Genomic DNA, 21,029 nt, shown 5'->3' with positions numbered 1-21,029 from the left:
AGCCAGAGAGGTGAAAGGCAGGATAGGGACCGTGACTGACGCAAGTGCCATCCAGACCCCGCCCGCCCACTCCGGATCCCACCCCTGGACCCGGTATGTGGCGATGGGCGATTCCTTCACCGAGGGCATCGGCGACCCCGAACCCTCGAGCCCCGGCGGACACCGCGGCTGGGCCGACCGCGTTGCAGAAGAGCTGGGCCGCACCCAGCCGGATTTCGCGTACGCCAACCTTGCCGTCCGCGGCAGGCTGCTGCAGCAGATCGTGGACCAGCAGCTGGCCCCGGCCCTGGAGCTGAAACCGGACCTGGTCACCCTGTCCGCCGGCGGGAACGACCTCATCCGCCCCGGCGGCGACCCTGACGCGCTGGCCGAGAAACTCGATTCCGTGGTCCAGATCCTGTCCATGGGCGGCGCCACGGTGGTGCTGTTCAACGGGCCGGACACAGGCTCCTCGGTGCTGGGCAGGATCCGCAGCAAGGTGGCCATTTACAACGAGAACCTGCGGACGGTGGCAGCCCGCCATGACGCAGTCATCGCGGACATGTGGTCGCTGCGGCAGCTGAGCGACCCGCAAATGTGGGACCAGGACCGCCTGCACTTCTCCCCCTTGGGGCACCACACCATTGCCGCCATGGTGCTGGACGCGCTGAACGTGCAGCATTCGCTGGAACCGCTTCAGCCCAAGCCGCTGCCGCCGCGCACGTGGCGGGAGGCCCGGAGCGGGGACTTCGTGTGGGCGCGCGAATACTTTGTCCCGTGGGTGCTGCGCCGGCTGCGGCGCCAGTCCTCGGGTGACGGCGTCATGGCAAAGCGTCCGACGCCGGGTCCCATCTTTGGCCCGGGCGTCCCGCTGGGTTCCGGCGAGGGTCCGCTGGGAACTTCTGAGCCCAGCCGCCGCTAAGGCCTCCCGGGGTTAGGCTGGAAGGACAATACACGAGAGGCGCGCCACCGTGAGCAGCTTGTTTTTCTGGATCATCATCCTGTCCTTCGTTGTCCCCATGGCCATGCGGGCATACCGGCGCTCCATGGCGCGGCGGGACCGGAACCAGGGCCTGCCCGGCCAGTTTCCGGGTCCGAACCAATTTCCCGGCTCGAACCAGTTCCCGGGTTCCAACCAGTTTCCTGGCTATGGCCAATTCCCCGGTTCCGCCGGGCCGCAGAGCAACCAGCCGCGCGACGGGTACACCCAGCAGGACTACTTCTCCGGCGGCTTCCGCCGGGCCGGCCAGCACGGCGAGCCGCCCATCCCGAACCAGTACGGTCAGCCGCCCATGACGGACCCCCGTTACGGGGCTCCGCAGGAACCGCCGTTCCAGCGGCAGCCCCAGCAGCCGCCCTTCCAGCAGCCGTCCCAACAGCCGTACCAGCAGCAGCTACCGGAGCAGCCTTCCGGACCCGCCACTCCCCCGCCGCCGTCAGGCCCGCAAGGATACCGGGCGCGGAAACTCGCGGAGCTGGACCAGCAGTACAGCAACGGTGAGCTGTCCATGGAGGAGTACATGAAGCGCCGCGGCGACATCATGAACGGCTAGCCACCCTGGGACTTAACAGCCCAACACAACAGGCCGGAGACCGAATGACGGTCCCCGGCCTGTTGTTGCTTTATCCACGTGCCTGGTCGTCGTGCCTAGTCCACTTGCGGGAAGCCCAGGTCGATCACCGAGGTTGAGGGGTCCGGCCAGCGGGTGGTCACTACTTTGCCGCGGGTGTAGAACCGGATGCTGTCGGGACCGTACATGTGGGTGTCGCCGAACAGCGAGTTCTTCCAGCCGCCGAACGAGAACGTTCCTACCGGGACCGGGATGGGGACGTTGACGCCCACCATGCCCGCCTCGACGTCGAACTCGAACTGCCTCGCCGCCCCGCCGTCGCGGGTGAAGATGGCCGTTCCGTTGCCGAACTGGTTGTCATTGACCAGCTGCACCGCGTCGCTGTAGGTGTCGACGCGGACCACGGACAGGACCGGGCCGAAGATCTCGTCGTCGTACACCTTCATGCCCGGCTTGACGTGGTCCACCAGGCTGACGCCGATAAAGAACCCGTTGGAATCGAACTGCTGGGAGCGGCCGTCCACCACCACGGTGGCCCCTTCGCCTTCGGCACCTGAAACGTAGGATGCCACCCGGTCCCGGTGCTCCGCGGTGATCAAGGGGCCCATCTGGGAGGCGGGGTCGGTTCCCGCACCGATCTTCAGGTCCGCCATGCGGCTGGATATCGCCTTCACCAGGTCGTCGGCAATGTTGCCCACGGCCACCAGGACGCTCACTGCCATGCAGCGTTCACCGGCGGAACCGTAGGCGGCGGAAACCGCCGCGTCGGCAGCCATGTCCAGGTCGGCGTCGGGAAGCACCACCATGTGGTTCTTCGCGCCGCCCAGGGCCTGCACCCGCTTGCCGTGCTCAGCTGCCCGCTTGTAGATGGACTGGGCCACGGGGGTGGAGCCGACGAAGCTGACTGCCTTCACGTCAGGGTGCTCCAGCAGGACGTCGACGGCTTCCTTGTCCCCCTGGACCACGTCCAGGACCCCGGCCGGCAAGCCCGCCTCGGCGAAGGCCTCTGCGATGAAGACGGCCGCCGATGGATCCTTCTCGCTGGGCTTCAGGAGCACCGTGTTGCCGCACGCCAGGGCGCTGCCGATCATCCACAACGGCACCATGGCCGGGAAGTTGAACGGGGTAATGCACGCCACCACGCCCACCGGCTGGCGGACGGAGTGCACGTCGATGCCGCTGGAGACCTGCTCCGAGCGCTCACCCTTGAGCATGTGGGACAGGCCCGTGGCGAAGTCGATGTTCTCCAGGCCGCGGGCAATTTCACCTTCGGCGTCGGAGAGGACCTTGCCGTGCTCGCTGGTGAGGATGGCGGCGAGCTCGGACTTTCGTTCGGTGAGGATTTCGCGGACCTTGAAGAAGATGGTGGTGCGCTTGGCCAGGCTGGTGGCCCGCCACGCCGGCAGCGCGGCGCGGGCTGCGGCGATGGCTTCTTCTGTCCGTGCCGTTGAGGCGAGCGCCACCTGCTTTTCCTGCTGGCCGGTGGCGGGGTTGAAGACCGGACCGAAGCGGTCGGCATCGGTGACGCGGGCGCCGTTGATGTAGTGCGGAATGGTTTCCAAGGGTGTCTCTTTTCCTGCGGTGCGTGCGGCGTGGTTGGTTGGCGTGTCTACGTTGGACGGCGTGGTTAGTTGGACGGCGTCCGGTCGGCGGGCTGGAGCGAGCCGTCCACGAGCTTGATGATCATGGAGCAGTCCTTGCCCGCGTCACCGGCGTCGATGAGCCGCTGGAAGAGCTGCTGGACATGTTTGCCAATTTCCAGCGGCGTGCCGGTGTCCTCGGCGGCGCTGATGGCCAGGCCGATGTCCTTGTTCGCGAGTTCGGTGGTGAACGTGGGTGCGAAGTCGTTGTTGGAGGCCGCGGTGGGTACCACCCCGGGCACCGGGTACCAGGTCCGCAGCGCCCAGGAGTCCCCCGACGAGACCGAGGCGATGTTCCAGAAAACCTGCTTGTCCAGGCCCAGCCGGTCAGCCAGGACCGCACCCTCCGCCGTGGAGGCGAGGTTGATGAAAAGCATCAGGTTGTTGCAGATCTTGGCCGCCTGGCCCGTGGTGGGGCCACCCGTGGGAATGATGTTTCCGGACATGGGCCCGATGTAGCCCGAGGCGTCTTTGACGGCACCCTCTTCGCCGCCCACCATGAAGGTCAGGGTTCCGGCCTCGGCGCCGCTCATTCCGCCGGACACCGGGGCGTCCACGAAGCGGAAGCCGGCGGCAGCAGCGGCGTCGTGCAGTTCCTGCGCGGAGGCGATGTCGATGGTGGAGGAGTCGATGAGCAGCGTGCGGGTATCCGCGTGCTTCAGCACGCCGTCCTCCCCGAGGTACACGGCGCGGGCGTGTTCGCCCTTGGGCAGCATGGTGAACACGGCGTCCGCGCCGCCCACCGCTTCGGCGATGCTGGCTGCGCGCTTGACGCCACCTGCTTCGGCGGCTGCCAGTGCCGCGGGGTTGAGGTCGAAGCCGCGCACATCGTGCCCGGCCTTCACCAGGTTCACCGACATGTGGCCGCCCATGTTGCCCAGGCCGATCCATCCGATAACTGCCATGCGTAAGCTCCTTTGCTTCCAGTCCGGCGTTACTGCCGGCATGTCTGTGTCTACGATCACACCCTGCTAGAGTGCAATCAAGGGGAAAAATTACAGACGCTCTGTGCATTGATGCACACAAGAGGAAGGCCGCCCGTGGATTCGAGACGGTTGCCCAGCCCCGACGACCTGCTCATCCTGCTGACCGTGGCGCGCCTGGGCCGGTTCAATGCGGTGGCCGAGACCCTGGGAACCACCCACACCACTATTTCCCGCCGGATCCTCGCCCTGGACAAACAGTTGGGCGGGCGCACCCTGGAGCGCAGCCCGCACGGCTGGGAGTTGACGAAGCTTGGTGCGGCCGCAGTGGAGGCGGCGGAGGCGATCGAAAGCACGCTTGGCTCGTTGTCGGGCCTGATCAGCCAGGACCAGAGTGCCCTTGCCGGCCTGGTCCGGGTCGCCACCACCGACGGAGTTGGAGCCGTGTTCGTCACCCCGTCGCTGGTGCGGCTCCAGCAGCAGAACCCGCAGCTGAACATCGAAATGCTGAGCGCCACCCGGAAAGTCAGCCAGAACCGGTCAGGGGTGGACCTGGAGATCGTGGTGGGCCGGGCCGACGTCAGTACCGCGCAGACCATCTTCCTGAGCAACTACTACCTGCGCCTCTACGCCAGCCCCGCCTATGCGGCGCAGCACGGGCTGCCGGAAACGCTCGACGACGTGGGGCAGCACGCGTTTGTCTCTTACGTGGAGTCTGCGCTCCAGGTGGCGGAGCTTGGGCCCCGCTGGTCATCGCAGCTTCCGACGCCCAGGACAAGCTTCCAGGCCACGAGCGTGTTCGCCCAGGTCGAGGCGGTGCGCCAGGGCGCCGGAATTGGGCTGCTTCCGAACTTCATGGTGGGAGACCGTGAAGATTTCGTCCCCGTGCTGCCAGGTGATTTTGAGCGCCAGCTGCCAATCTGGGCTGTTGCAAGGCCGGAGTCACTTCGGTCAGCGCGGGTGCAGGCCGTGATCGCGGCCCTGAAGGACGAGGTGAAGGAGCGCTCGTTGCTGCTCGCCGGGTGAGGAGCCGGGACGGGGAGAATCGGGCCTGACGGTTCAGGCCCGAAAATTCAGGCGCGACAGTTCAGGCCTGAAAGAGCCGCCGCACTACCTCCCCCGCTGCGAGCGCATCAAGGCCCTCATTGATCTCGCTGAGTGGCCGGGTATCGGTGTGCAGCAGCTCAACCGGCAGTTTGCCCTCCCGCCAGTACCCGAGGTACCTGGGGATGTCCCGCGCTGGAACGGCGTCACCCATGTAGGAGCCCAGCAGCCGCTTGCCGGCGCCGGCGAACTGCAGGGCCGGTACCGTCAACTCCGCGGACGGGTGGGGCAGGCCCACGGAGACCACGGCGCCACCCCTGGTGACCCGCTCCAGGCAGGACGCGATCACACCGGCCGAGCCCACCGCCTCGATGGCGACGTCAACGCCGTCACCGGCTGCTTCCTCAATCAACCGCCCCGCGTCCTCCGGCGTCCCCACCGCGGTGGCCCCGGCGTCGCGGGCCAGCTGGTGCTTCCCCCGGTTGGGATCGATGGCGATCACACTGGCGGCCCCGGCGAGGCGGGCTGCCATCACGGCGGAAAGGCCCACCGCTCCCAGGCCGAAGACTGCCACGGACTGGCCTGGGCCGACTCCGGCGGTGTTGAACACCGATCCCATTCCGGTGAGCACGGCGCAACCGAACATCGCCGCGACGGTGTCCGGGACGTCGTCGTCAATCACCACCACTGATTCCCGCGCTACCACAGCGTAATCAGCGAAGGCGGAAACGCCCAGGTGGTGGTTGATCCGCTCCCCCGCGGGCGTCCGCAAGAGTGCCGGACCATGGAGCAGGTCTCCGGATCCATTCACCTCAGCTGCCCTGTGGCAGAGCGCGGGCCTGCCGGAAAGGCAGGCCCGGCACTGGCCGCAGCTGGGCACGAAGACCAGAACCACATGGTCGCCCACGGACACGTCGGAGACGCTGTCGCCAACGGACACCACCCGCCCCACGGCCTCGTGTCCCAGGGCCATGGGAAGGGGCCGGACGCGCGACCCGTCCACCACGGAAAGGTCCGAATGGCACAGGCTCGAGTAGGTGATGGAAACTCCGAGCTCACCGGCGCGCGGCTCCGGCTGATCCAGCTCCTGCACCAGCAGGGGCCGGGACTCGGCGTAGCTCTGTTTGCCCTCGGCGCCGGCCGGGGCGGGAACGGTGGAATAGAGGACGGCGGCTTTCATGGGCCTACTTCTTGCTGGCAGCGAGCAGGTCTGCCGTGCCCTTGGCGTCGGCCGCGTCAACGTCGTGCAGCGAGATGCCCCGGGTTTCCTTCAGGAAGAAGACCGCGACGGCGGTGATGGCACACGCGATGAGCAGGTACACCGCCACCGGGACGGAGGACTTGTACGTTCCCAGCAGGGAGGCTGCGATGATCGGCGCCAGCGAGCCCGCCACGATGGACGTCACCTGGTACCCCAGGGAGACACCGGAGTACCGCATCCGGGTGGGGAACATTTCCGCCATGATGGCGGGCTGCCCGGCATACATGAAGGCGTGGAACACCAGGCCGATCATGATGGCCGCCAGGATGATGACATCGTTCTTGGTGTCCATCATGGGGAAGGCAAAGAAACCCCAGGTGGCACCCATGATGGCGCCGGCCATGTAGACGGGCTTGCGGCCGAAGCGGTCCGACAGCTTGCCCACCATGGGAACCACCGCGAAGTGGACGGCGTGCGCAAGGAGCAGCAGCAGCAGGATCCGCGTGGTGTCAGCCTGCACCACGGTCTTAAGGTAGGTGATGGAGAACGTGACCACCAGGTAGTACAGGATGTTTTCCGCGAAGCGCAGGCCCATGGCGGTGAAGACCCCGCGCGGGTAGCGCCGGAACACCTCGGCCACGCCGTAACCCTTGTGGCCCGCCTCCACCTCTTTGCGGGCCTCCAGGAAGATGGGGGCGTCGTTGACCTTGGTGCGGATGTAGTAGCCGATCAGGACGATCACGGCGGAGAGCCAGAACGCCACGCGCCAGCCCCAGCCCAGGAACGCCTCCTGCGTCAGCGTGGAGGAGAGGACGAACAGCACGGCCGTGGCCAGCAGGTTGCCGAGCGGCACTGCCGATTGCGGCCAGCTGGCCCAGAAACCGCGTGACTTGCTGGGGCTGTGCTCTGCGACGAGGAGGACGGCGCCGCCCCACTCCCCGCCCACGGCAAAGCCCTGGGCGAACCGCAGGAAGACCAGCAGCGTGGGGGCCCAGTAGCCGATCTGTCCGAAGGTGGGCAGGCAGCCCATCAGGAAGGTGGAGACGCCCACCAGGATGATGCTCAGCTGCAGCAGCTGCTTGCGGCCGAACTTATCGCCGAAGTGGCCAAAGACGATGCCGCCGATGGGGCGTGCGACGAAACCGACGGCGTAGGTGAGGAAGGCGGCGATGATGCCGTCCAGTTCCGTGCCGGCGTTGGGGAAGAAGGCCTTCCCGAACACCAGGGTGGCGGCCGATGCGTAGAGGAAGAATTCATACCATTCCACGACGGTGCCGGCCATGGAAGCCGTCACCACTTTCTTAAGGCCTGAGGCCTTGACGTCGGTTTCCTCTGTACGCCTTGCGGCGGAGCTTTCCGTACTCATGCGAACTCCTTCGGCGTCGTCGTCGACACCACGGGGACCAGTCAATGGCAGACGGGTGTGATGCACACCACGAAAGCCGGATTCGATGAGTATGGTCTGCCTGCGGTGCAACCTCAACGCCGATTAGTGCAGAAGGCATCTGCAGGAATGCACAATGCCGGTTGTCCGCCAGGCTGCGCCTAGACCAGGAAGCTGCTCCGCAGCCGGCCGCCCAACTGCCCGATCTCGGTGAGGAACCCGTCGTGCCCGATCGGCGCCTGGATGACATGGACGTCCACGTCGCCGGGCAGGGCCTGGGCCAGTTCGTGGGACTGCGACGGAAAATAGAGCCTGTCCGAGTCAACGGCGGCCACGAAGAACCGTGCCGTGGAGGTGGCCAGGGCTTCGGCCAAGGTTCCCCGCCCCCGGCACACATCGTGGCTCATCAGCGCCTCGGTCAGGGCGATATAGCTGTTGGCGTCGAAGCGCTTCACCAGCTTGTTCCCTTGGTGGTCCAGGTAGCTTTCCACCTGGTAGCGGCCGCGGGAGGCGAGAATTTCCCCCTGCAGGGGTGATTCGGGCGCCTGGGGTGCCCGGCCAAAGCGGCCTTCCAGTTCCGCGGCCGACCGGTAGGTGATGTGGGCGATGCGCCGGGCAAGTGCCAGCCCGTCTTCCGGACACGGACCGCCGTAGTAGTCCCCGCCGTTGAAGTTGGGGTCCTGCCGGATGGCCAGCGTCTGGGCCTGCGCGAAAGCAATCTGTTCGGCAGTGCTGGCGGCTCCCACGGAGATCACGGCGCAGCGCTGCACCCTCTCCGGGTAGGTCACCGCCCATTCCAGGGCGCGGGCGCCGCCCATCGACCCGCCAAGGACGGCGAACCAGCTCTTGATGCCCAGCTGGTCCGCCAGCCTGGCTTCAGCAACAGTGCTGTCGCGCAGCGTGACGAGGGGAAACCTGGAGCCCCAGGGCTTTCCGTCAGGCGCGGGGGATGACGGGCCGGTGGATCCGTAGCAGCCACCAACAATGTTGATGGACACCACGAAGAAGCGGTCCGTGTCCACGGGAGCGCCGGGGCCGGCCAGCTGTTCCCACCAGCCTTCTTCGTCGGTGTCGCCGCGGGTCACATGGGTGCTGCCGGTCAGCGCGTGCTCGATCAGGATGGCGTTGCTGGCGTCCGCGTTGAGCGTCCCCCAGGTTTCATAGGCCAGGGTGACATCCGGGAGGTATCCCCCGGCCTCGAGTTCCAGTCCCCCGATGGAGGCGTAACGGACAATTCCATGTTCGGGAATGGTGGTTCGGGCGACGGTAACCGTCATGGCAAGACCTCTTCTACGCGCTTGCCTGCCGTCGTCTGACCGGCAGGCCAGGTCCTCACCCGGGGCACCCCACCGCGGATGGAGGGTTGCCGGCCAGCAAGCCGGGGCTGTCACTGGCACTCATGACCTGGTTCGAGTGTACGAAACACCCCCCACTCCAGGCCAAGAGTATGACTGGTTGTGACTTCCCGGCTTGCCGGCCGGCACATGCTGCGTCATCGTGTTTGGGGCTACTGGTTGGCGCCCTTGGCGGCCCGGAAGCCTGCCTCCAGGTCGGCGAGGATGTCGTCGATGTGCTCCAGGCCGACGGAAAGCCGGACCAGGCCCGGGTGAACGCCGGCTACAACCTGCTGCTCCGGCGAAAGCTGGCTGTGCGTGGTCGACGCCGGGTGGATGACCAGGGAGCGGACGTCGCCGATGTTGGCCACGTGGGAATGCAGCTCCAGGGCGTCGACGAAGCGCTTGCCCGCCTCTGCCCCGCCGACCAGGTTGAAGGCCACGACGGCGCCCGTCCCCTTGGGTCCGTACTTGCGGCCACGCTCGTACCAGGGGCTGGAGGGAAGACCCGCGTAGGCGACGGATTCGACGTCGTCCCTTGCCTCCAGCCAGCGCGCCACTTCCGTGGCGTTCGCAACGTGGCGCTCCACCCGCAGGCTCAACGTCTCCAGGCCCTGGGAAATCAGGAACGCGTTGAAGGGCGAGACGGCCGAGCCCAGGTCGCGCAGCAACTGCACCCGGGCTTTGAGGATGTAGGAGAGGTTGGCGCCGAGCGCGCCGCCTTCACCGAGGTCGCGTGCGTAGACCAGGCCGTTGTACGTCGGGTCCGGGGTGTTGAAGCCGGGGAACCGTTCCGGATCCTTGCCGAAATCGAACTTGCCGGAATCGACGATGACACCGGCGATGGCGGAGCCGTGGCCGCCAAGGTATTTGGTGGCCGAGTGGATCACAATGTCTGCTCCCCACTCCAGCGGGCGGATCAGGTAGGGGGTTGAAAGGGTGTTGTCCACGATCAGGGGCACGCCCGCCTGGTGGGCCACCTGGGAGATGCCCTCGATGTCCAGGACGTCCTGGCGCGGGTTGGAGACCACTTCACCGAAGAAGAGCTTGGTGTTGGGCTGGACGGCATCGCGCCACTGGTCCAGGTTGTCCGGATCGGCTACGAAGGTCACCGAGATGCCGAACTTCTTCAGCGTGTGGGCGAACAGGTTGTAGGTTCCGCCGTAAAGGCTGGGGCTGGCCACGATGTGGTCGCCTGCCTCGGCGATGTTCAGGACAGCGAAGGTTTCCGCGGCCTGCCCGGAGCTCAGCAGCAGCGCGGCCAGGCCTCCTTCGAGGCTGGCAATCCGTTGCTCGACGGCGTCCTGGGTTGGGTTGCCAATGCGGGTGTAGATGGGCGCAAGTTCAGCCAGGGCAAAACGGTTGGCAGCGCTTTCAGCGCTGGGGAACACGAATGACGTGGTCTGGTAGATGGGCAGGGCGCGGGCACCCGTGGCGCTGTCCGCCGTTTGGCCTGCATGGATCTGGCGGGTTTCGAAGGACCATCCGTTGGACATCCAAATCTCCTTTGACATGGGCCCGGCATGCTCACCGGCAGTACGGGCCGCGCTTGCTCCCGGCTGTTGCCGGAGAGCCAGGTCCTCACCCGGGGCACCCCACCGCGGATGGAGGGTTGCCGGCCAGCGAGCCGGGGCTTGTCGCTGGCACTCATGACCTGGGCCCAGTCTAGGAACCGGACAGCCGCTGTGGACAGCATTGTGACGAACATGGTCTTCCGGCGCCCCTGTTGGCTCCGGTACCGGGGCGCCGCGCACGACAAATGCTAGTAAGGGCACCCTTAGCTGAGAGCCGGATCACAAAGTGCCAAGATGTTCGCATGCGCATGGATCACGTCTCTTACGCCTGTGAACACGATGGCCTCGCGGCCACTACCGAACGTATTGCAACTGCCCTCGGCGTTGAGGCAGTGAAGGGTGGCGTACACCCCCGCTTCGGAACCCGAAATATGATCATTCCGCTCGCCGGGCACAAGTACCTCGAAGTTGTCGAGGTACTGGACCACCCGGCATCGGACAAGGCACCCTTCGGGCAGGCAGTGCGTGCCCGTTCCGCTGCCGGTGGCGGGTGGATGGGCTGGTGCGTCGAAGTGGACGACCTCGCCCCCTTCGAGGAACGCCTGGGCCGCGCCGCCGTGAACGGCAACCGCAAATTCCCGGACGGCCGCGAGCTGGTCTGGAAGCAGATTGGCATCCTGGGCCTCATCGCCGATCCCCAGGTCCCGTACATGCTCAAGTGGGAGGGCGATCCATCGCTCCACCCGTCCAATGCGTACGAGAGCAACCTCAAGATGAGCTGCCTGACCATCGCCGGTTCCGCCTCGCGCGTCACCGAGTGGCTGGGTGAGCCGGTGGAGAAGCCGCTCGAGGACGTTGCGGTCGAATGGGTCGCCCCGCACGGGACCCCGGGCATCCTCTCGGTCACCTTTGAGACCGCCAACGGGGCCGTCACTATCTGACGCTCCTCCCTCCCGCCTGTCCGGCCCGGTCCGGGAGGTTCCTGGGTTGCGCCCAGGCAAGCTTCGGCCGCCATTGGGTGGTGACAACGGCGTCACCACCCAATGGCGGCCGAATTCGTTTAAGTGGCTGCCGGGTCGGGAGTCCCGGGCGGTGTCAACTAAAACGGCCAACACTTTGAATGTCAGTGCCTCGTCGGATGATGTTGCTATGGAAATCAGCGATGGTGTTGCGGTGGCGTTGGAGGGTATTCATGCCTCTGTTGCTGCCCTCGATGCGCTGGAGGAAGAGGACGCTTCCCTGGCTTCCGGCGCTCATGTCGGTGCCGGTGATGTGTTGCAGCGGCGGTATGAGATCCGGCTGGAACGCCTGGAAGCCGCGTCCCGCCTGGAAGCACAACTTGCAGCGGTGAAGGCATGGGACGCCGCTGAGGCAGTGGAGTTCCAGGAGGCGATGACGCCGCCGGACGCCTCAATCCAGGACCGCGCTTACGCGGACATGTCCGTGGTGGAGGAGATCGCGGGAGTCCTGACCATCAGTTCCGCGGCCGCGGGCGCTTTGGTGGAGCAGTCGCGGCGGATCTGTTCCCTGCCACCCGTCATGGACGCACTGGCCGCCGGCGTGTTGTCCTGGCAGCACGCGAAGATCATCGCCGACGAAACCGAAGGCCTCACCTCCGAGGGCGCGGCCTCTCTGGTGGCGCACTTCTTCGACCCCGATGCACCCAACCCCGCCCGCGGCGCGGCCCCCGGTGAGCTCGTCCCGTCCCGGTTCCGGGCCAAGGTCCGTGGCTGGCGGGAACGCCACCACCCTGACTCGATCGAGAAGCGGCACGCCAAGGGGGCGGCTGACCGGCGGATGGAATACACCCCGACCGGGACGGCATGGCCTGGGTCTCCCTCTACCTCCCCGGGGACACCGCATGCGCCATCTGGAACCGGACCACTGCTACCGCACGCGGCCTCCAGGGCCCCACCGAAGAGCGCACCCTCACCCAGCTCCGCCCCGACATCGCCGCCAGCCTCCTCCTCGGCGCCGGGCACACCACACAAACCGGGAAACCCACAGAGATCGGGAAGGTCCCTGCGCCGCGGGCCGACGTCCTGGTCACCGTGCCGGTACTCTCCCTCCTCGGCCAGACCGATGAACCCGCCGTACTGGATGGTTTCGGGCCGATCCCGGCATCCATGGCACGCAGGCTCGTCGCGGACGGGGCGGACTCCTTCTACCGGGTCCTCGTCGACCCCCGTGACGGGGCACCCTTGGAAATCGGCCGCAAAAACTACCGGCTCACCGAAACCATCAAACGCTGGATCAGGATGCGGGATGCCAAGTGCACCTTCCCCGGCTGCAACAACAAGACCAGCGACAACGACACCGACCACCTCACCGCCTGGCAACACGGTGGCACCACCAACGCCAACAACCTGGCCCAACTCTGCCCCAAGCACCACCGGCTCAAGCACCACAGCCAATGGACACCCAGCACAGCAACCGAAAACCAACCGCCCGGCTGGACCTCACCAACAGGCAGGCACTACAAACCCGAACACCAGGACGCAGCCCAACGCACTGGCCACCAGGATTTCTGCCGGTGGATGCTGTCGCGGGACAAACTGAGGCGCCAACTCCGCGCGGATCCAGGGCTGGACCTGATGACGCTGCTCGGCTTAAGGACACTGCTCGGCTTACCGGCACTGCTCAGCTGGTCACGGCGCCACCATGGCGCGGGCCGGACCTATCCGAAGATCCGTTGTGGCAAGAGTTCCTCGCGGGGATGCCGGTGTGGCCAGATCCGCCTGTCGAGGACCCGCCAGGTGACAACGTGCTGGATTGGAACGAGCTTTGCCCTGCTGATCCCCTGTGGGATGAGTTCCATGCAAGGTTCTACGACCTGCCCGCTGACCCCCAGTCGGACTGGCAGTTGCTGTTGTTGGAAATTTGACCCTGCGTGATGTTTAGAACCACAGCACCCATACCGCCCGGGGAACATCACCGGCCCGCCGGGCCGCCTGCGCAGCTACCCCAGCCCCATGGCCTTGCCGAAGAGGCTGAAGCCAACAAAAGCCACGATATCCAGCAGCGCATGGGCGATGACCAGGGGCATGACGCGCTTGGTGCGGGTGTACAACCAGGCGAAGACCACCCCCATCACCGCGTTTCCAATGAAGGGACCGAAGCCCTGGTAGAGGTGGTAGCTGCCGCGCAGCAGCGAGCTGACGGCGATGGCGAGCGGCGTGCTCCACCCGAACTTGCCGAAGCGGTCCAGGAGGTAGCCCACCACAATGACTTCCTCGAGCACCGCGTGGCGCATCGCCGACAGGATCAGGACCGGAACAGTCCACCAATACGCATCCAGTGCACTGGGAATGATGGCGGTGGTGATGCCGAGAGCCCGGCCGGCGGCATAAAGCCCCAGGGACGGTATGCCAATCAGCGCCGCGAGCCCCAGGCCCTGCAGCAGGTCCCTGCCGGGCCGGGCAAAGTTGAACCCAAGCTTCCGGAATGCTGAACCGGGATTACCGGCATCGCCCGGTGTCGCCTGCCGCTGGTCGGTGAGGAAGTAGAAGACCAGCAGCACCGGAACCAGCGCAAAGATGATATCCAGCAGCTGATAGGTGAGGTCGAAGTACTCGCGGGTGCTCTGCGACCGGTTCAGGGTGGAGGTGCCCTCGGCCAGCGGGGCGCGGGTCATCTTGTCGAGCAGCTGCACCACGGAGTAGACGGCCGACTGGCCCAGGGACAGGCCCAGGACGATCCAGACTTCGAGCCGCAGTCGACGGCGGGAGGGAACCAGCATGTTCCCATCTTGCCTTCAGTTTCTGGATCCGGCCTGATGGAGCGGCAGGTGTTGGGCAGCACTGTACCCGGACCGCGCACAGCCCAAGGGATTTAGGCGGGTGCGACAATCACTTCCGTGCCGTTGGCTTCGAAGGCTGCCTTGTCGCGCGCAGAGATGCCGGAATCGGTAATCAGTCGGGTGAAGTCATAGCCGTCCATGGTGGCAAATGCCCGCACGCCAACTTTCGAGGAATCAGCCAGGACGTAGGACACCCTGGCGCGGGAAGCCAGCAAGGCATTGACAGAGGCTTCGCCTTCCCCCGTGTTGGTGGGTCCCACCTCCGGATCGATGCCGTTGACACCGATGAAGGCGATGTCCAGCACTACCTTCTGCATGATGATGTCCGTATAGGGCCCCACGAGTTCATACGAACGCGGGTTCAGGATGCCGCCGGTCACCATCACCTTGATATTGGGCCGGACCGCAAGCTGGCCGGCGATGTTGATGGCATTCGTCACCACCGTGAGCGTCGGCTGGTTGGAGGGTGCGTTCAGGTCCTCGCGGGTGGCCAGGATCTGCGCAAGGGCGGTGCTGGTGGTGCCCCCGCAGAGACCGATCACCGTACCCGGCCGGATCAAGGCCGAGGCGCACTGCGCGATCTGTTCCTTGGCTTCCGCGTGGTCGTCGCGGTTGTAACGTCCGGGCAGGTCGTATGCGAGGGCGCCCGTGGTGGCGCCGCCACGGGTCCGCGTGAGCAGGCGTCGCTTGGCAAGGCTGTCCAGGTCGCGCCGGGCCGTGGCAGGGGAAACATTGAGGGTGCTGACGATCTCGTCAACCTCCACCTGCCCGGTCTTGGCCAGCAGGTCGAGAATCGCCGTCAGCCGGTCGGTACGCGTCATACAAGCGGGCCTTTCGATGCATCAGCCACCACTCCTGATGACGTTTCCTGATTATAACCTTAGGGAAACAATCAGGAACAATCAAAGCGCCTCCGTTGATTACCGTTCCCGGGTTCCGGCCCGCCACACAGCGTACGTCAGCGGCATCCCCGGCCGGTAAGCGAGATGCGTGGCGGACGGCGCGTTCAGAAGGTGCAGGTCGGCCCGGTGCCCGACGGCGATCGACCCCACGGCGCGTTCACCGTCGGCATCCCGGCCGGCTTCCTTGTGCAACGCCAGGGCGCCGCCGTAGGTGGCGGCACGGACAGCCTCGTGCACGCTCAGCCGCATCTGGAGGACGGCCGTTGTCACGCAAAAGGCCATGGAACTGGTGTACGACGTGCCGGGGTTGCAGTTGGAAGCCAGTGCCACCTGCACACCCGCGTCCAGGAGCTCACGGGCGGGGGCCAACGGCTGGCGGGTGGAAAGGTCGCAGGCAGGGAGGCAGGTGGCCACAGTGCCACGCCCGCCTGTTCCTGCGGAGGGATCCCAGCCGGACCAGGAGGCAGCCAGGGCCTTGACGTCCTGCGCGGCAAGGTAGTTGACGTGGTCAACGCTGGCCGCGCCCAGCTCCACAGCGAGCTGCACGCCGGGGCCTTCACCGAGCTGGTTGCCGTGCACGCGCAGCCCCAGCCCGGCGTCACGGCACGCCACCAGCACCCGGCGTGACTGCTCGGCATTGAACGCGCCCTCCTCGCAGAAGACGTCAGCCCACTGGACGTACGGGCGGACCGCGGCGAGCATCGGCCCGCAGACCAGGTCCGTATAAGCCTCCGGATCCTGCCCGGCGGGCACCAGGTGCGCACCAAGGTAGGTCACCTGGTCCGCGATAGTGGAGGCAATACGCGCGCTCCGGGCCTCATGCTCAACGTCCAAGCCATAGCCGGTCTTGGTTTCCAGGTAGGTGGTGCCCTGGGATGCGGCCTCGGCCACCCGCCCCATGGCCAGGCGGGTGAGGTCGAAATCGGACGTGGCACGCGTGGCGTTCATGGTGACGGCGATGCCGCCGGCGGCGTAGGCCTCCCCCGCCATCCGGGCCTCGAATTCTGCGGTGCGGTCCCCGGCGAACAGCAGGTGGCTGTGCGAGTCCACCCACCCCGGCAGCATGGCCCGGCCGCCGGCATCGACGGCGTCATCCGCTGCGGGAGCATCCGCCGCCGCCCCGATCCAGGAGATCCGTTCGCCCTCGACCACCACCGCCGCGTCCTTCAACACCCGGTGTTCCAGGTCCTGGGTCATCAGCTCGGCGATGTTGGTGATCAAGGTGCTCATGGAATCATTCTTCAGCGTCGGATGGACCAGCGTGTGGCTGCCAGGGCCTGCGCTGTCCGGGATTCCGGACCATCCATAGCCCCTTCGGCAAGGGCGGCACCGCCGGAAGAGTGCAGCGCGGACAGAATCTGGCCCGCTGCCAGCTCGGCCATGGCGGCCGAAGTCTGGAAGCCATAGCCGCCCTGCCCTGCCAGCCAGTAGAACCCGGCAGCCTCGGCGTCGAACCCGGCCACCGGCACCCCGTCCGCAGCTTCCGTTCGCAGGCCCGTCCATGCCCGGCGGATGCCGCTGATCCCCAGGCTGGTGAACGCGTTGAGCTTTTCCACCAGGCGTTCCACATCGCCGGGGCGCGGGCGCGCATCTTCGGGCCCGCTGGGCACAGTCTCCGAGGGAGAAATCAGCACGTCCTGCCCGTCCGGCCGGAAATAGAACGTGTTGTCCGCCGCCGCCACCATGGGGGTAGCGGCGGGCAAGGGACGGTCGACGGCGGCAATCGCCGCGGTGCGCCGGAACGGCTGGAGTCCCAACTTCTCAACGCCGCTGAGCACCGCCAGCTCGTCCGCCCAAGCACCTGCGGCATTGACCATTACCGTGGCCTCAAAACCCTCTGCGCCGGCACCCACCAGCCAGCCGGAACCCAGCCGTTGTGCGGAATGCACGCGCGCGCCGGTGATGATGTCGGCGCCGGCGGCGAGCGCCCGTTTGCGGTGGTCCTCCACCAGCAGGGGCGCATTGCAGCCAAAGGAGCCGCTATCCAGTCCGGCGGCTTCAAAGGTTCCCGACTTCAGCACCGGGCACAGCTCAAGGGCACGGTCCACCGAAATGGTCTGCATGTGCCCGCTGGCCTCCGCGGCGACATCCTCCGCAGAGCCCACCAGCATAAAACTTCGCGGCGTCAGGACGGGTTCGGGCGATTCCGCGTCGCGGGCTGCGAGCAGCTCAAGGGTCCGGACGGTAAGCTCCTGCACCACGGGAGGCCCGTAGCTGGGGATCAGCTGGCGGGCGGAGCGGGAGGACGTGTGGTACGCCAGTTCCTGCTCCGCCTCCACCAGGGCAACGCTGCAGCGGCCGGCCAGGGCGGACGCCAGGGACAGGCCGGCGATGCCGCCGCCCACAATCAGGACATCGTAGTGTGCTGCCATTCGTCCATCCTGACAGAGTTCCTGCGGACTGAAACCCCGCTGTCGGGGAGTCCCGTCAGGCTGCCGCCTCGGCCCGGCTGGCGACGAAGGCACCTACGCACGCTTCGACGTCGTCCGCTGAGTGCGCGGCGGAGAGCTGCACCCGGATCCTTGCGGCACCGCGCGGAACTACGGGGAAGCTGAAGGCAGTGACGAAGACGCCGTGCTGCAGCATCCGGTCCGCCACTTTGGCCGCCATGACGGCGTCGCCGAACATGACCGGCACGATCGCGTGCTCGCCGGGCAGCAGGTCGAACCCCTCTTCGGTCATGCGGCGGCGGAACAGCCCGGCGTTTTCGAACAGGCGGCGTCGAAGGTCGGCCGAGTTCTGCACCAGGTCCAGCGCCTTGAGGGTGGCGGCAACGATGGCGGGGGCCAGGGAATTGGAGAACAGGTAGGGCCGCGCCTTCTGGCGCAGCATCGCGACAATCTCGCCGCGCCCGGAGACGTAGCCACCGGAAGCTCCACCCAGGGCCTTGCCGAAGGTGCCGGTGTAGATGTCCACCCGGTCAGAGACGCCGGCGTGCTCGGGAGTGCCCGCACCGGTGGCGCCCATGAAGCCCACCGCGTGGGAGTCGTCCACCATGACCATGGCGCCGTACTTGTCGGCAAGGTCGCAGATGGCCTCAAGCGGGGCCAGGTAGCCGTCCATGGAGAACACGCCGTCGGTGACAATCAGTGTCCGGCGGGCGTCCTGTGCCTCCTGCAGGCGGGCCTCGAGTTCGGCCATGTCCTGGTTGGCGTAGCGGTAGCGGCGCGCCTTGCAGAGGCGGATGCCGTCGATGATGGAGGCGTGGTTGAGCGCGTCGGAAATCACGGCGTCGTCCGGGCCCAGCAGGGACTCGAACACGCCGCCGTTGGCGTCGAAGCAGCTGGAGAACAGGATGGTGTCCTCGGTGCCCAGGAACGCGGACACCTTGGCTTCCAGCTCGAGGTGCAGGTCCTGGGTGCCGCAGATGAACCGGACGCTGGCCATGCCGAAGCCGCGCTCATCCATGGCGGCCTTGGCCGTGCTGATGATGTCCGGGTGGTCGGCCAGGCCCAGGTAGTTGTTGGCACAGAAATTGAGCACGTCAGCTCCCGGGCCGCCGATCTGCCCGGCGGTGATGTGGCTGGACTGCGGCGAGCTGATGCTGCGTTCGGTCTTGTACAGTCCCGCGGTGCGGATTCCGTCCAGTTCTTCGCGCAGCTGGTCCTTGATGGAGGTGTACATGGGGTTCCTTACAGTCGGGTCCAGTCGAGGACAACTTTGCCGCCCACGCCGCTGCGGGCGATCTCGAAGCCTTTTTCCCATTCCGTGGCGGGCAGCGTGTCCGTCACCACGGCGGAGATGCCGGCGTGCAGCACCGGGCTGGAGGAGAGCATGGCGCTCATGGCGTACCAGGTTTCGTACATTTCACGGCCGTAGATGCCCTTGAGCGTGAGCATGTGGGTAACCACCTTGCCCCAGTCGATGGTGATCTCCTGGCTGGGCAGGCCCAGCATGGCGATCCGGCCGCCGTGGTTCATGTTGTCGATCATCTCAGGCAGGGCCGAGGGGTGGCCGGACATTTCCATTCCGACGTCGAACCCTTCGCGCATGCCCAGCTCACGTTGGGCGTCGCGCACCCGGGTGGTGGAGACGTCGATGGCAAGATCGGCTCCGAGCTGCCGTGCCAGGTCCAGCCGCGGCCGGGAAACGTCCGTGATGACGATCTTCCGCGCTCCGGCGTGGCGGGCCACGGCGATGGCCATGAGGCCGATGGGGCCTGCGCCGGTGATGAGCACGTCCTCGCCCACCAGCGGGAAGCTGAGTGCTGTGTGGACGGCATTTCCGAAGGGGTCGAAGATGGCACCGAGTTCGGGCGTGACGGAGGGATCGTGGTGGACCCAGACGTTGGTTTCGGGGATCACGACGTATTCGGCAAAGGCACCATCGCGCTGGACTCCCACGCTGACCGTGTGGATGCACATCTGGCGGCGTCCGGCGCGGCAGTTCCGGCAGATGCCGCACACGACGTGGCCTTCGCCGGAGACCCTGTCCCCGACCTTGACCTCCCGGACGTCCTCGCCCACTTCCACCACTTCGCCGTAGAACTCGTGGCCGGCAATCAGGGGGGCTTCGATGATCCCCTGCGCCCAGGCGTCCCAGGACTGGATGTGCAGATCCGTGCCGCAGATTCCGGTGGTCATGACCCGGATCTTCACGTCAGCCGGGCCTGCTGCGGGTTCGGGCCGTTCGACGAGCTCGAATCCGGCGTGGGGGCCGGCTTTATACAGGGCCTTCATTGGCATCCTTACTGCTTGGCATTCAATCTGCGGGGTACGTCCCCATTGAAGCCCTGCCGATGCTTTAGCACAACAGGGATTTTCTCAATCGACGATGTAGCTGTAGCTAATGATTAGAGTGGATGTATGGAGGTTCATCAGCTTGAAATCCTGCGGGAACTGGGCGCCCTGGGCAGTGTGAAGGCAGTGGCCGATACGCTCATGGTCACCCCGTCGGCAGTGTCGCAGCAACTGGCGCACCTGCAGCGCACCGTGGAGGTGCCGCTGACGCGAAAGGAGGGCCGGAACCTGGTGCTGACGGAGGCCGGCCAGGTTCTCGCCGACGCGGGCGCCGCCGTCGTCAGCGCCATGGCCGATGCCCGCGGCGCGCTCGGTACTTACCACGGCTCGCCCGCCGGAAGGGTGACCGTCAGCGGCTTCCACAGCGCGGGGCAGGCCCTGTTCGCGCCGCTGGCCCGCATGCTGGACCGGCCGGAGCACCCGCGGATCGAGCTGTCCGACGAGGACGTCGCGCAACAGGACTTCCCGGCCCTCACCGCCCGGTACGACCTGGTGCTGGCGCACCGCATGGACCACAGTCCCCGCTGGCCGGCGGAGCGGGTTGCGGTGATCCCGCTGGCACATGAGCCGCTGGACGTGGCGCTGCCCGCCGGCCATCCCCTGGCCCAAAAGGAGACGGTCACGGCGGACGACGTCGGCACAGAGGCCTGGGTGACCAGCCACCCCGGCTACTCCCCCGCCGATGTCCTGTCCGCCGTCGCTGCCCTCTCCAGCCGCGAGCCTAATATCGTCCACCGCATCAACGACTATTCCACGGTGGCGGCCCTCGTGGCTGCCGGCGGCGTGGTGGGGCTGCTCCCCAGATACACCGCGGGCCCGGTCCTGAACCCGGACATCGTGCTGCGTCCGCTGGAGGGAATCAGCACCCGCCGCAGGATCGATCTGCTGGCCCGGCCGGAGAACCTTAAGCGCCGCTCCGTAGTGATGGTCTGCGAGGCGCTGGAGGACATCATGGCGGGGCTGGTGAAACAGGGCTGAGCCGGAGCCGGCGGCCCGGAA

The 21,029-nt window shown here is 66.6% G+C and carries 19 protein-coding genes and 2 riboswitches; of the genes, 6 read left to right on the top strand and 13 right to left on the bottom strand.

The annotated features are described in order from the left end of the window. Positions 1 to 31: 31 nt before the first annotated feature. Positions 32 to 901 (top strand): SGNH/GDSL hydrolase family protein, encoded by an 870-nt coding sequence (locus tag ACWRN3_RS01875; protein WP_255174970.1) that lies wholly within the window; start codon positions 32 to 34, stop codon positions 899 to 901. Between the two features lie 49 nt (positions 902 to 950). Further along, a complete protein-coding gene (locus ACWRN3_RS01870; protein WP_476739723.1) occupies positions 951 to 1,532 on the top strand; it encodes a hypothetical protein in 582 nt (193 codons plus the stop codon). A 95-nt stretch (positions 1,533 to 1,627) separates the two neighbouring features. Here ACWRN3_RS01870 and ACWRN3_RS01865 read toward each other — a convergent pair whose 3' ends face one another. Further along, on the bottom strand, positions 1,628 to 3,112 hold the full coding sequence (locus ACWRN3_RS01865) for a CoA-acylating methylmalonate-semialdehyde dehydrogenase (RefSeq protein WP_476739722.1): 1,485 nt from the start codon (positions 3,110 to 3,112) through the stop codon (positions 1,628 to 1,630). A 65-nt stretch (positions 3,113 to 3,177) separates the two neighbouring features. After that, positions 3,178 to 4,095, bottom strand: coding sequence for a 3-hydroxyisobutyrate dehydrogenase (gene mmsB / locus ACWRN3_RS01860; RefSeq protein ID WP_476739721.1), 918 nt, complete (start codon positions 4,093 to 4,095; stop codon positions 3,178 to 3,180). A gap of 111 nt (positions 4,096 to 4,206) precedes the next feature. On the opposite strand from mmsB, the gene ACWRN3_RS01855 reads away from it, so the two are divergent. After that, a complete protein-coding gene (locus ACWRN3_RS01855) occupies positions 4,207 to 5,139 on the top strand; it encodes a LysR family transcriptional regulator (protein ID WP_255174966.1) in 933 nt (310 codons plus the stop codon). Positions 5,140 to 5,200: 61 nt separating this feature from the next. Here the strand turns inward: ACWRN3_RS01855 and ACWRN3_RS01850 are convergent, their stop codons facing one another. From ACWRN3_RS01850 to ACWRN3_RS01835, 4 genes are all read right to left on the bottom strand, one after another. Beyond that, complete coding sequence (locus tag ACWRN3_RS01850; protein WP_476739720.1) at positions 5,201 to 6,337, bottom strand: zinc-binding dehydrogenase; 1,137 nt, start codon at positions 6,335 to 6,337, stop codon at positions 5,201 to 5,203. Positions 6,338 to 6,341: 4 nt separating this feature from the next. Then, positions 6,342 to 7,724: an MFS transporter gene (locus ACWRN3_RS01845; protein ID WP_324644640.1), complete on the bottom strand. Its 1,383-nt coding sequence runs from the start codon at positions 7,722 to 7,724 to the stop codon at positions 6,342 to 6,344. Between the two features lie 179 nt (positions 7,725 to 7,903). Beyond that, the gene (metX, locus tag ACWRN3_RS01840) at positions 7,904 to 9,019 is read right to left on the bottom strand and encodes a homoserine O-acetyltransferase MetX (protein WP_476739719.1); all 1,116 of its coding nucleotides are present in this window, start codon (positions 9,017 to 9,019) and stop codon (positions 7,904 to 7,906) included. 12 nt (positions 9,020 to 9,031) lie between these two features. Then, positions 9,032 to 9,147: riboswitch (SAM riboswitch) on the bottom strand. A 102-nt stretch (positions 9,148 to 9,249) separates the two neighbouring features. Beyond that, positions 9,250 to 10,572 carry a bifunctional o-acetylhomoserine/o-acetylserine sulfhydrylase gene (locus tag ACWRN3_RS01835; protein ID WP_476739718.1) on the bottom strand — a complete coding sequence of 441 codons (1,323 nt, stop codon included), beginning with the start codon at positions 10,570 to 10,572 and terminating at the stop codon, positions 9,250 to 9,252. A gap of 44 nt (positions 10,573 to 10,616) precedes the next feature. Next, positions 10,617 to 10,731: riboswitch (SAM riboswitch) on the bottom strand. Between the two features lie 161 nt (positions 10,732 to 10,892). Here ACWRN3_RS01835 and ACWRN3_RS01830 point away from each other — a divergent pair. Continuing rightward, positions 10,893 to 11,531: a VOC family protein gene (locus ACWRN3_RS01830; protein WP_175318149.1), complete on the top strand. Its 639-nt coding sequence runs from the start codon at positions 10,893 to 10,895 to the stop codon at positions 11,529 to 11,531. Positions 11,532 to 12,017: 486 nt separating this feature from the next. On the opposite strand, the gene ACWRN3_RS01825 is transcribed toward ACWRN3_RS01830, so the two are convergent. Further along, positions 12,018 to 12,203 carry a hypothetical protein gene (locus tag ACWRN3_RS01825; protein ID WP_476739717.1) on the bottom strand — a complete coding sequence of 62 codons (186 nt, stop codon included), beginning with the start codon at positions 12,201 to 12,203 and terminating at the stop codon, positions 12,018 to 12,020. 210 nt (positions 12,204 to 12,413) lie between these two features. On the opposite strand from ACWRN3_RS01825, the gene ACWRN3_RS01820 reads away from it, so the two are divergent. Continuing rightward, positions 12,414 to 13,484, top strand: coding sequence for an HNH endonuclease signature motif containing protein (locus ACWRN3_RS01820; RefSeq protein ID WP_476739716.1), 1,071 nt, complete (start codon positions 12,414 to 12,416; stop codon positions 13,482 to 13,484). Positions 13,485 to 13,549: 65 nt separating this feature from the next. Here the strand turns inward: ACWRN3_RS01820 and ACWRN3_RS01815 are convergent, their stop codons facing one another. From ACWRN3_RS01815 to tdh, 6 genes are all read right to left on the bottom strand, one after another. Beyond that, a complete protein-coding gene (locus tag ACWRN3_RS01815) occupies positions 13,550 to 14,329 on the bottom strand; it encodes a CPBP family intramembrane glutamic endopeptidase (protein ID WP_476739715.1) in 780 nt (259 codons plus the stop codon). 92 nt (positions 14,330 to 14,421) lie between these two features. Then, complete coding sequence (locus tag ACWRN3_RS01810; protein WP_476739714.1) at positions 14,422 to 15,210, bottom strand: DeoR/GlpR family DNA-binding transcription regulator; 789 nt, start codon at positions 15,208 to 15,210, stop codon at positions 14,422 to 14,424. A gap of 99 nt (positions 15,211 to 15,309) precedes the next feature. Then, positions 15,310 to 16,521 (bottom strand): imidazolonepropionase, encoded by a 1,212-nt coding sequence (gene hutI, locus ACWRN3_RS01805; protein ID WP_476739713.1) that lies wholly within the window; start codon positions 16,519 to 16,521, stop codon positions 15,310 to 15,312. Positions 16,522 to 16,532: 11 nt separating this feature from the next. Next, on the bottom strand, positions 16,533 to 17,663 hold the full coding sequence (locus tag ACWRN3_RS01800) for an NAD(P)/FAD-dependent oxidoreductase (RefSeq protein WP_476739712.1): 1,131 nt from the start codon (positions 17,661 to 17,663) through the stop codon (positions 16,533 to 16,535). A 55-nt stretch (positions 17,664 to 17,718) separates the two neighbouring features. Beyond that, positions 17,719 to 18,915, bottom strand: coding sequence for a glycine C-acetyltransferase (locus ACWRN3_RS01795; RefSeq protein ID WP_255174959.1), 1,197 nt, complete (start codon positions 18,913 to 18,915; stop codon positions 17,719 to 17,721). 8 nt (positions 18,916 to 18,923) lie between these two features. Then, a complete protein-coding gene (gene tdh, locus ACWRN3_RS01790) occupies positions 18,924 to 19,970 on the bottom strand; it encodes an L-threonine 3-dehydrogenase (protein ID WP_476739711.1) in 1,047 nt (348 codons plus the stop codon). A gap of 126 nt (positions 19,971 to 20,096) precedes the next feature. On the opposite strand from tdh, the gene ACWRN3_RS01785 reads away from it, so the two are divergent. Next, on the top strand, positions 20,097 to 21,008 hold the full coding sequence (locus ACWRN3_RS01785; protein WP_476739710.1) for a LysR family transcriptional regulator: 912 nt from the start codon (positions 20,097 to 20,099) through the stop codon (positions 21,006 to 21,008). The last annotated feature ends 21 nt before the right edge of the window (positions 21,009 to 21,029 follow it).

The sequence above is a fragment of the Pseudarthrobacter sp. rb genome, from assembly GCF_056389225.1.
The sequence above is the reverse complement of the archived record's forward strand: the minus strand, read 5'-3'. Positions and strand labels throughout refer to the sequence as shown.

What these genes read in the sequence shown, in the direction of transcription:
- mmsB (WP_476739721.1), bottom strand. Translation starts at nt 4,095, where the DNA reads ATGGCAGTTATCGGATGGATCGGCCTGGGCAACATGGGCGGCCACATG.
- ACWRN3_RS01855 (WP_255174966.1), top strand. Translation starts at nt 4,207, where the DNA reads ATGCACACAAGAGGAAGGCCGCCCGTGGATTCGAGACGGTTGCCCAGC.
- ACWRN3_RS01850 (WP_476739720.1), bottom strand. Translation starts at nt 6,337, where the DNA reads ATGAAAGCCGCCGTCCTCTATTCCACCGTTCCCGCCCCGGCCGGCGCC.
- ACWRN3_RS01845 (WP_324644640.1), bottom strand. Translation starts at nt 7,724, where the DNA reads ATGAGTACGGAAAGCTCCGCCGCAAGGCGTACAGAGGAAACCGACGTC.
- metX (WP_476739719.1), bottom strand. Translation starts at nt 9,019, where the DNA reads ATGACGGTTACCGTCGCCCGAACCACCATTCCCGAACATGGAATTGTC.
- ACWRN3_RS01835 (WP_476739718.1), bottom strand. Translation starts at nt 10,572, where the DNA reads ATGTCCAACGGATGGTCCTTCGAAACCCGCCAGATCCATGCAGGCCAA.
- ACWRN3_RS01830 (WP_175318149.1), top strand. Translation starts at nt 10,893, where the DNA reads ATGCGCATGGATCACGTCTCTTACGCCTGTGAACACGATGGCCTCGCG.
- ACWRN3_RS01820 (WP_476739716.1), top strand. Translation starts at nt 12,414, where the DNA reads ATGGCCTGGGTCTCCCTCTACCTCCCCGGGGACACCGCATGCGCCATC.
- ACWRN3_RS01815 (WP_476739715.1), bottom strand. Translation starts at nt 14,329, where the DNA reads ATGCTGGTTCCCTCCCGCCGTCGACTGCGGCTCGAAGTCTGGATCGTC.
- ACWRN3_RS01810 (WP_476739714.1), bottom strand. Translation starts at nt 15,210, where the DNA reads ATGACGCGTACCGACCGGCTGACGGCGATTCTCGACCTGCTGGCCAAG.
- hutI (WP_476739713.1), bottom strand. Translation starts at nt 16,521, where the DNA reads ATGAGCACCTTGATCACCAACATCGCCGAGCTGATGACCCAGGACCTG.
- ACWRN3_RS01800 (WP_476739712.1), bottom strand. Translation starts at nt 17,663, where the DNA reads ATGGCAGCACACTACGATGTCCTGATTGTGGGCGGCGGCATCGCCGGC.
- ACWRN3_RS01795 (WP_255174959.1), bottom strand. Translation starts at nt 18,915, where the DNA reads ATGTACACCTCCATCAAGGACCAGCTGCGCGAAGAACTGGACGGAATC.
- tdh (WP_476739711.1), bottom strand. Translation starts at nt 19,970, where the DNA reads ATGAAGGCCCTGTATAAAGCCGGCCCCCACGCCGGATTCGAGCTCGTC.
- ACWRN3_RS01785 (WP_476739710.1), top strand. Translation starts at nt 20,097, where the DNA reads ATGGAGGTTCATCAGCTTGAAATCCTGCGGGAACTGGGCGCCCTGGGC.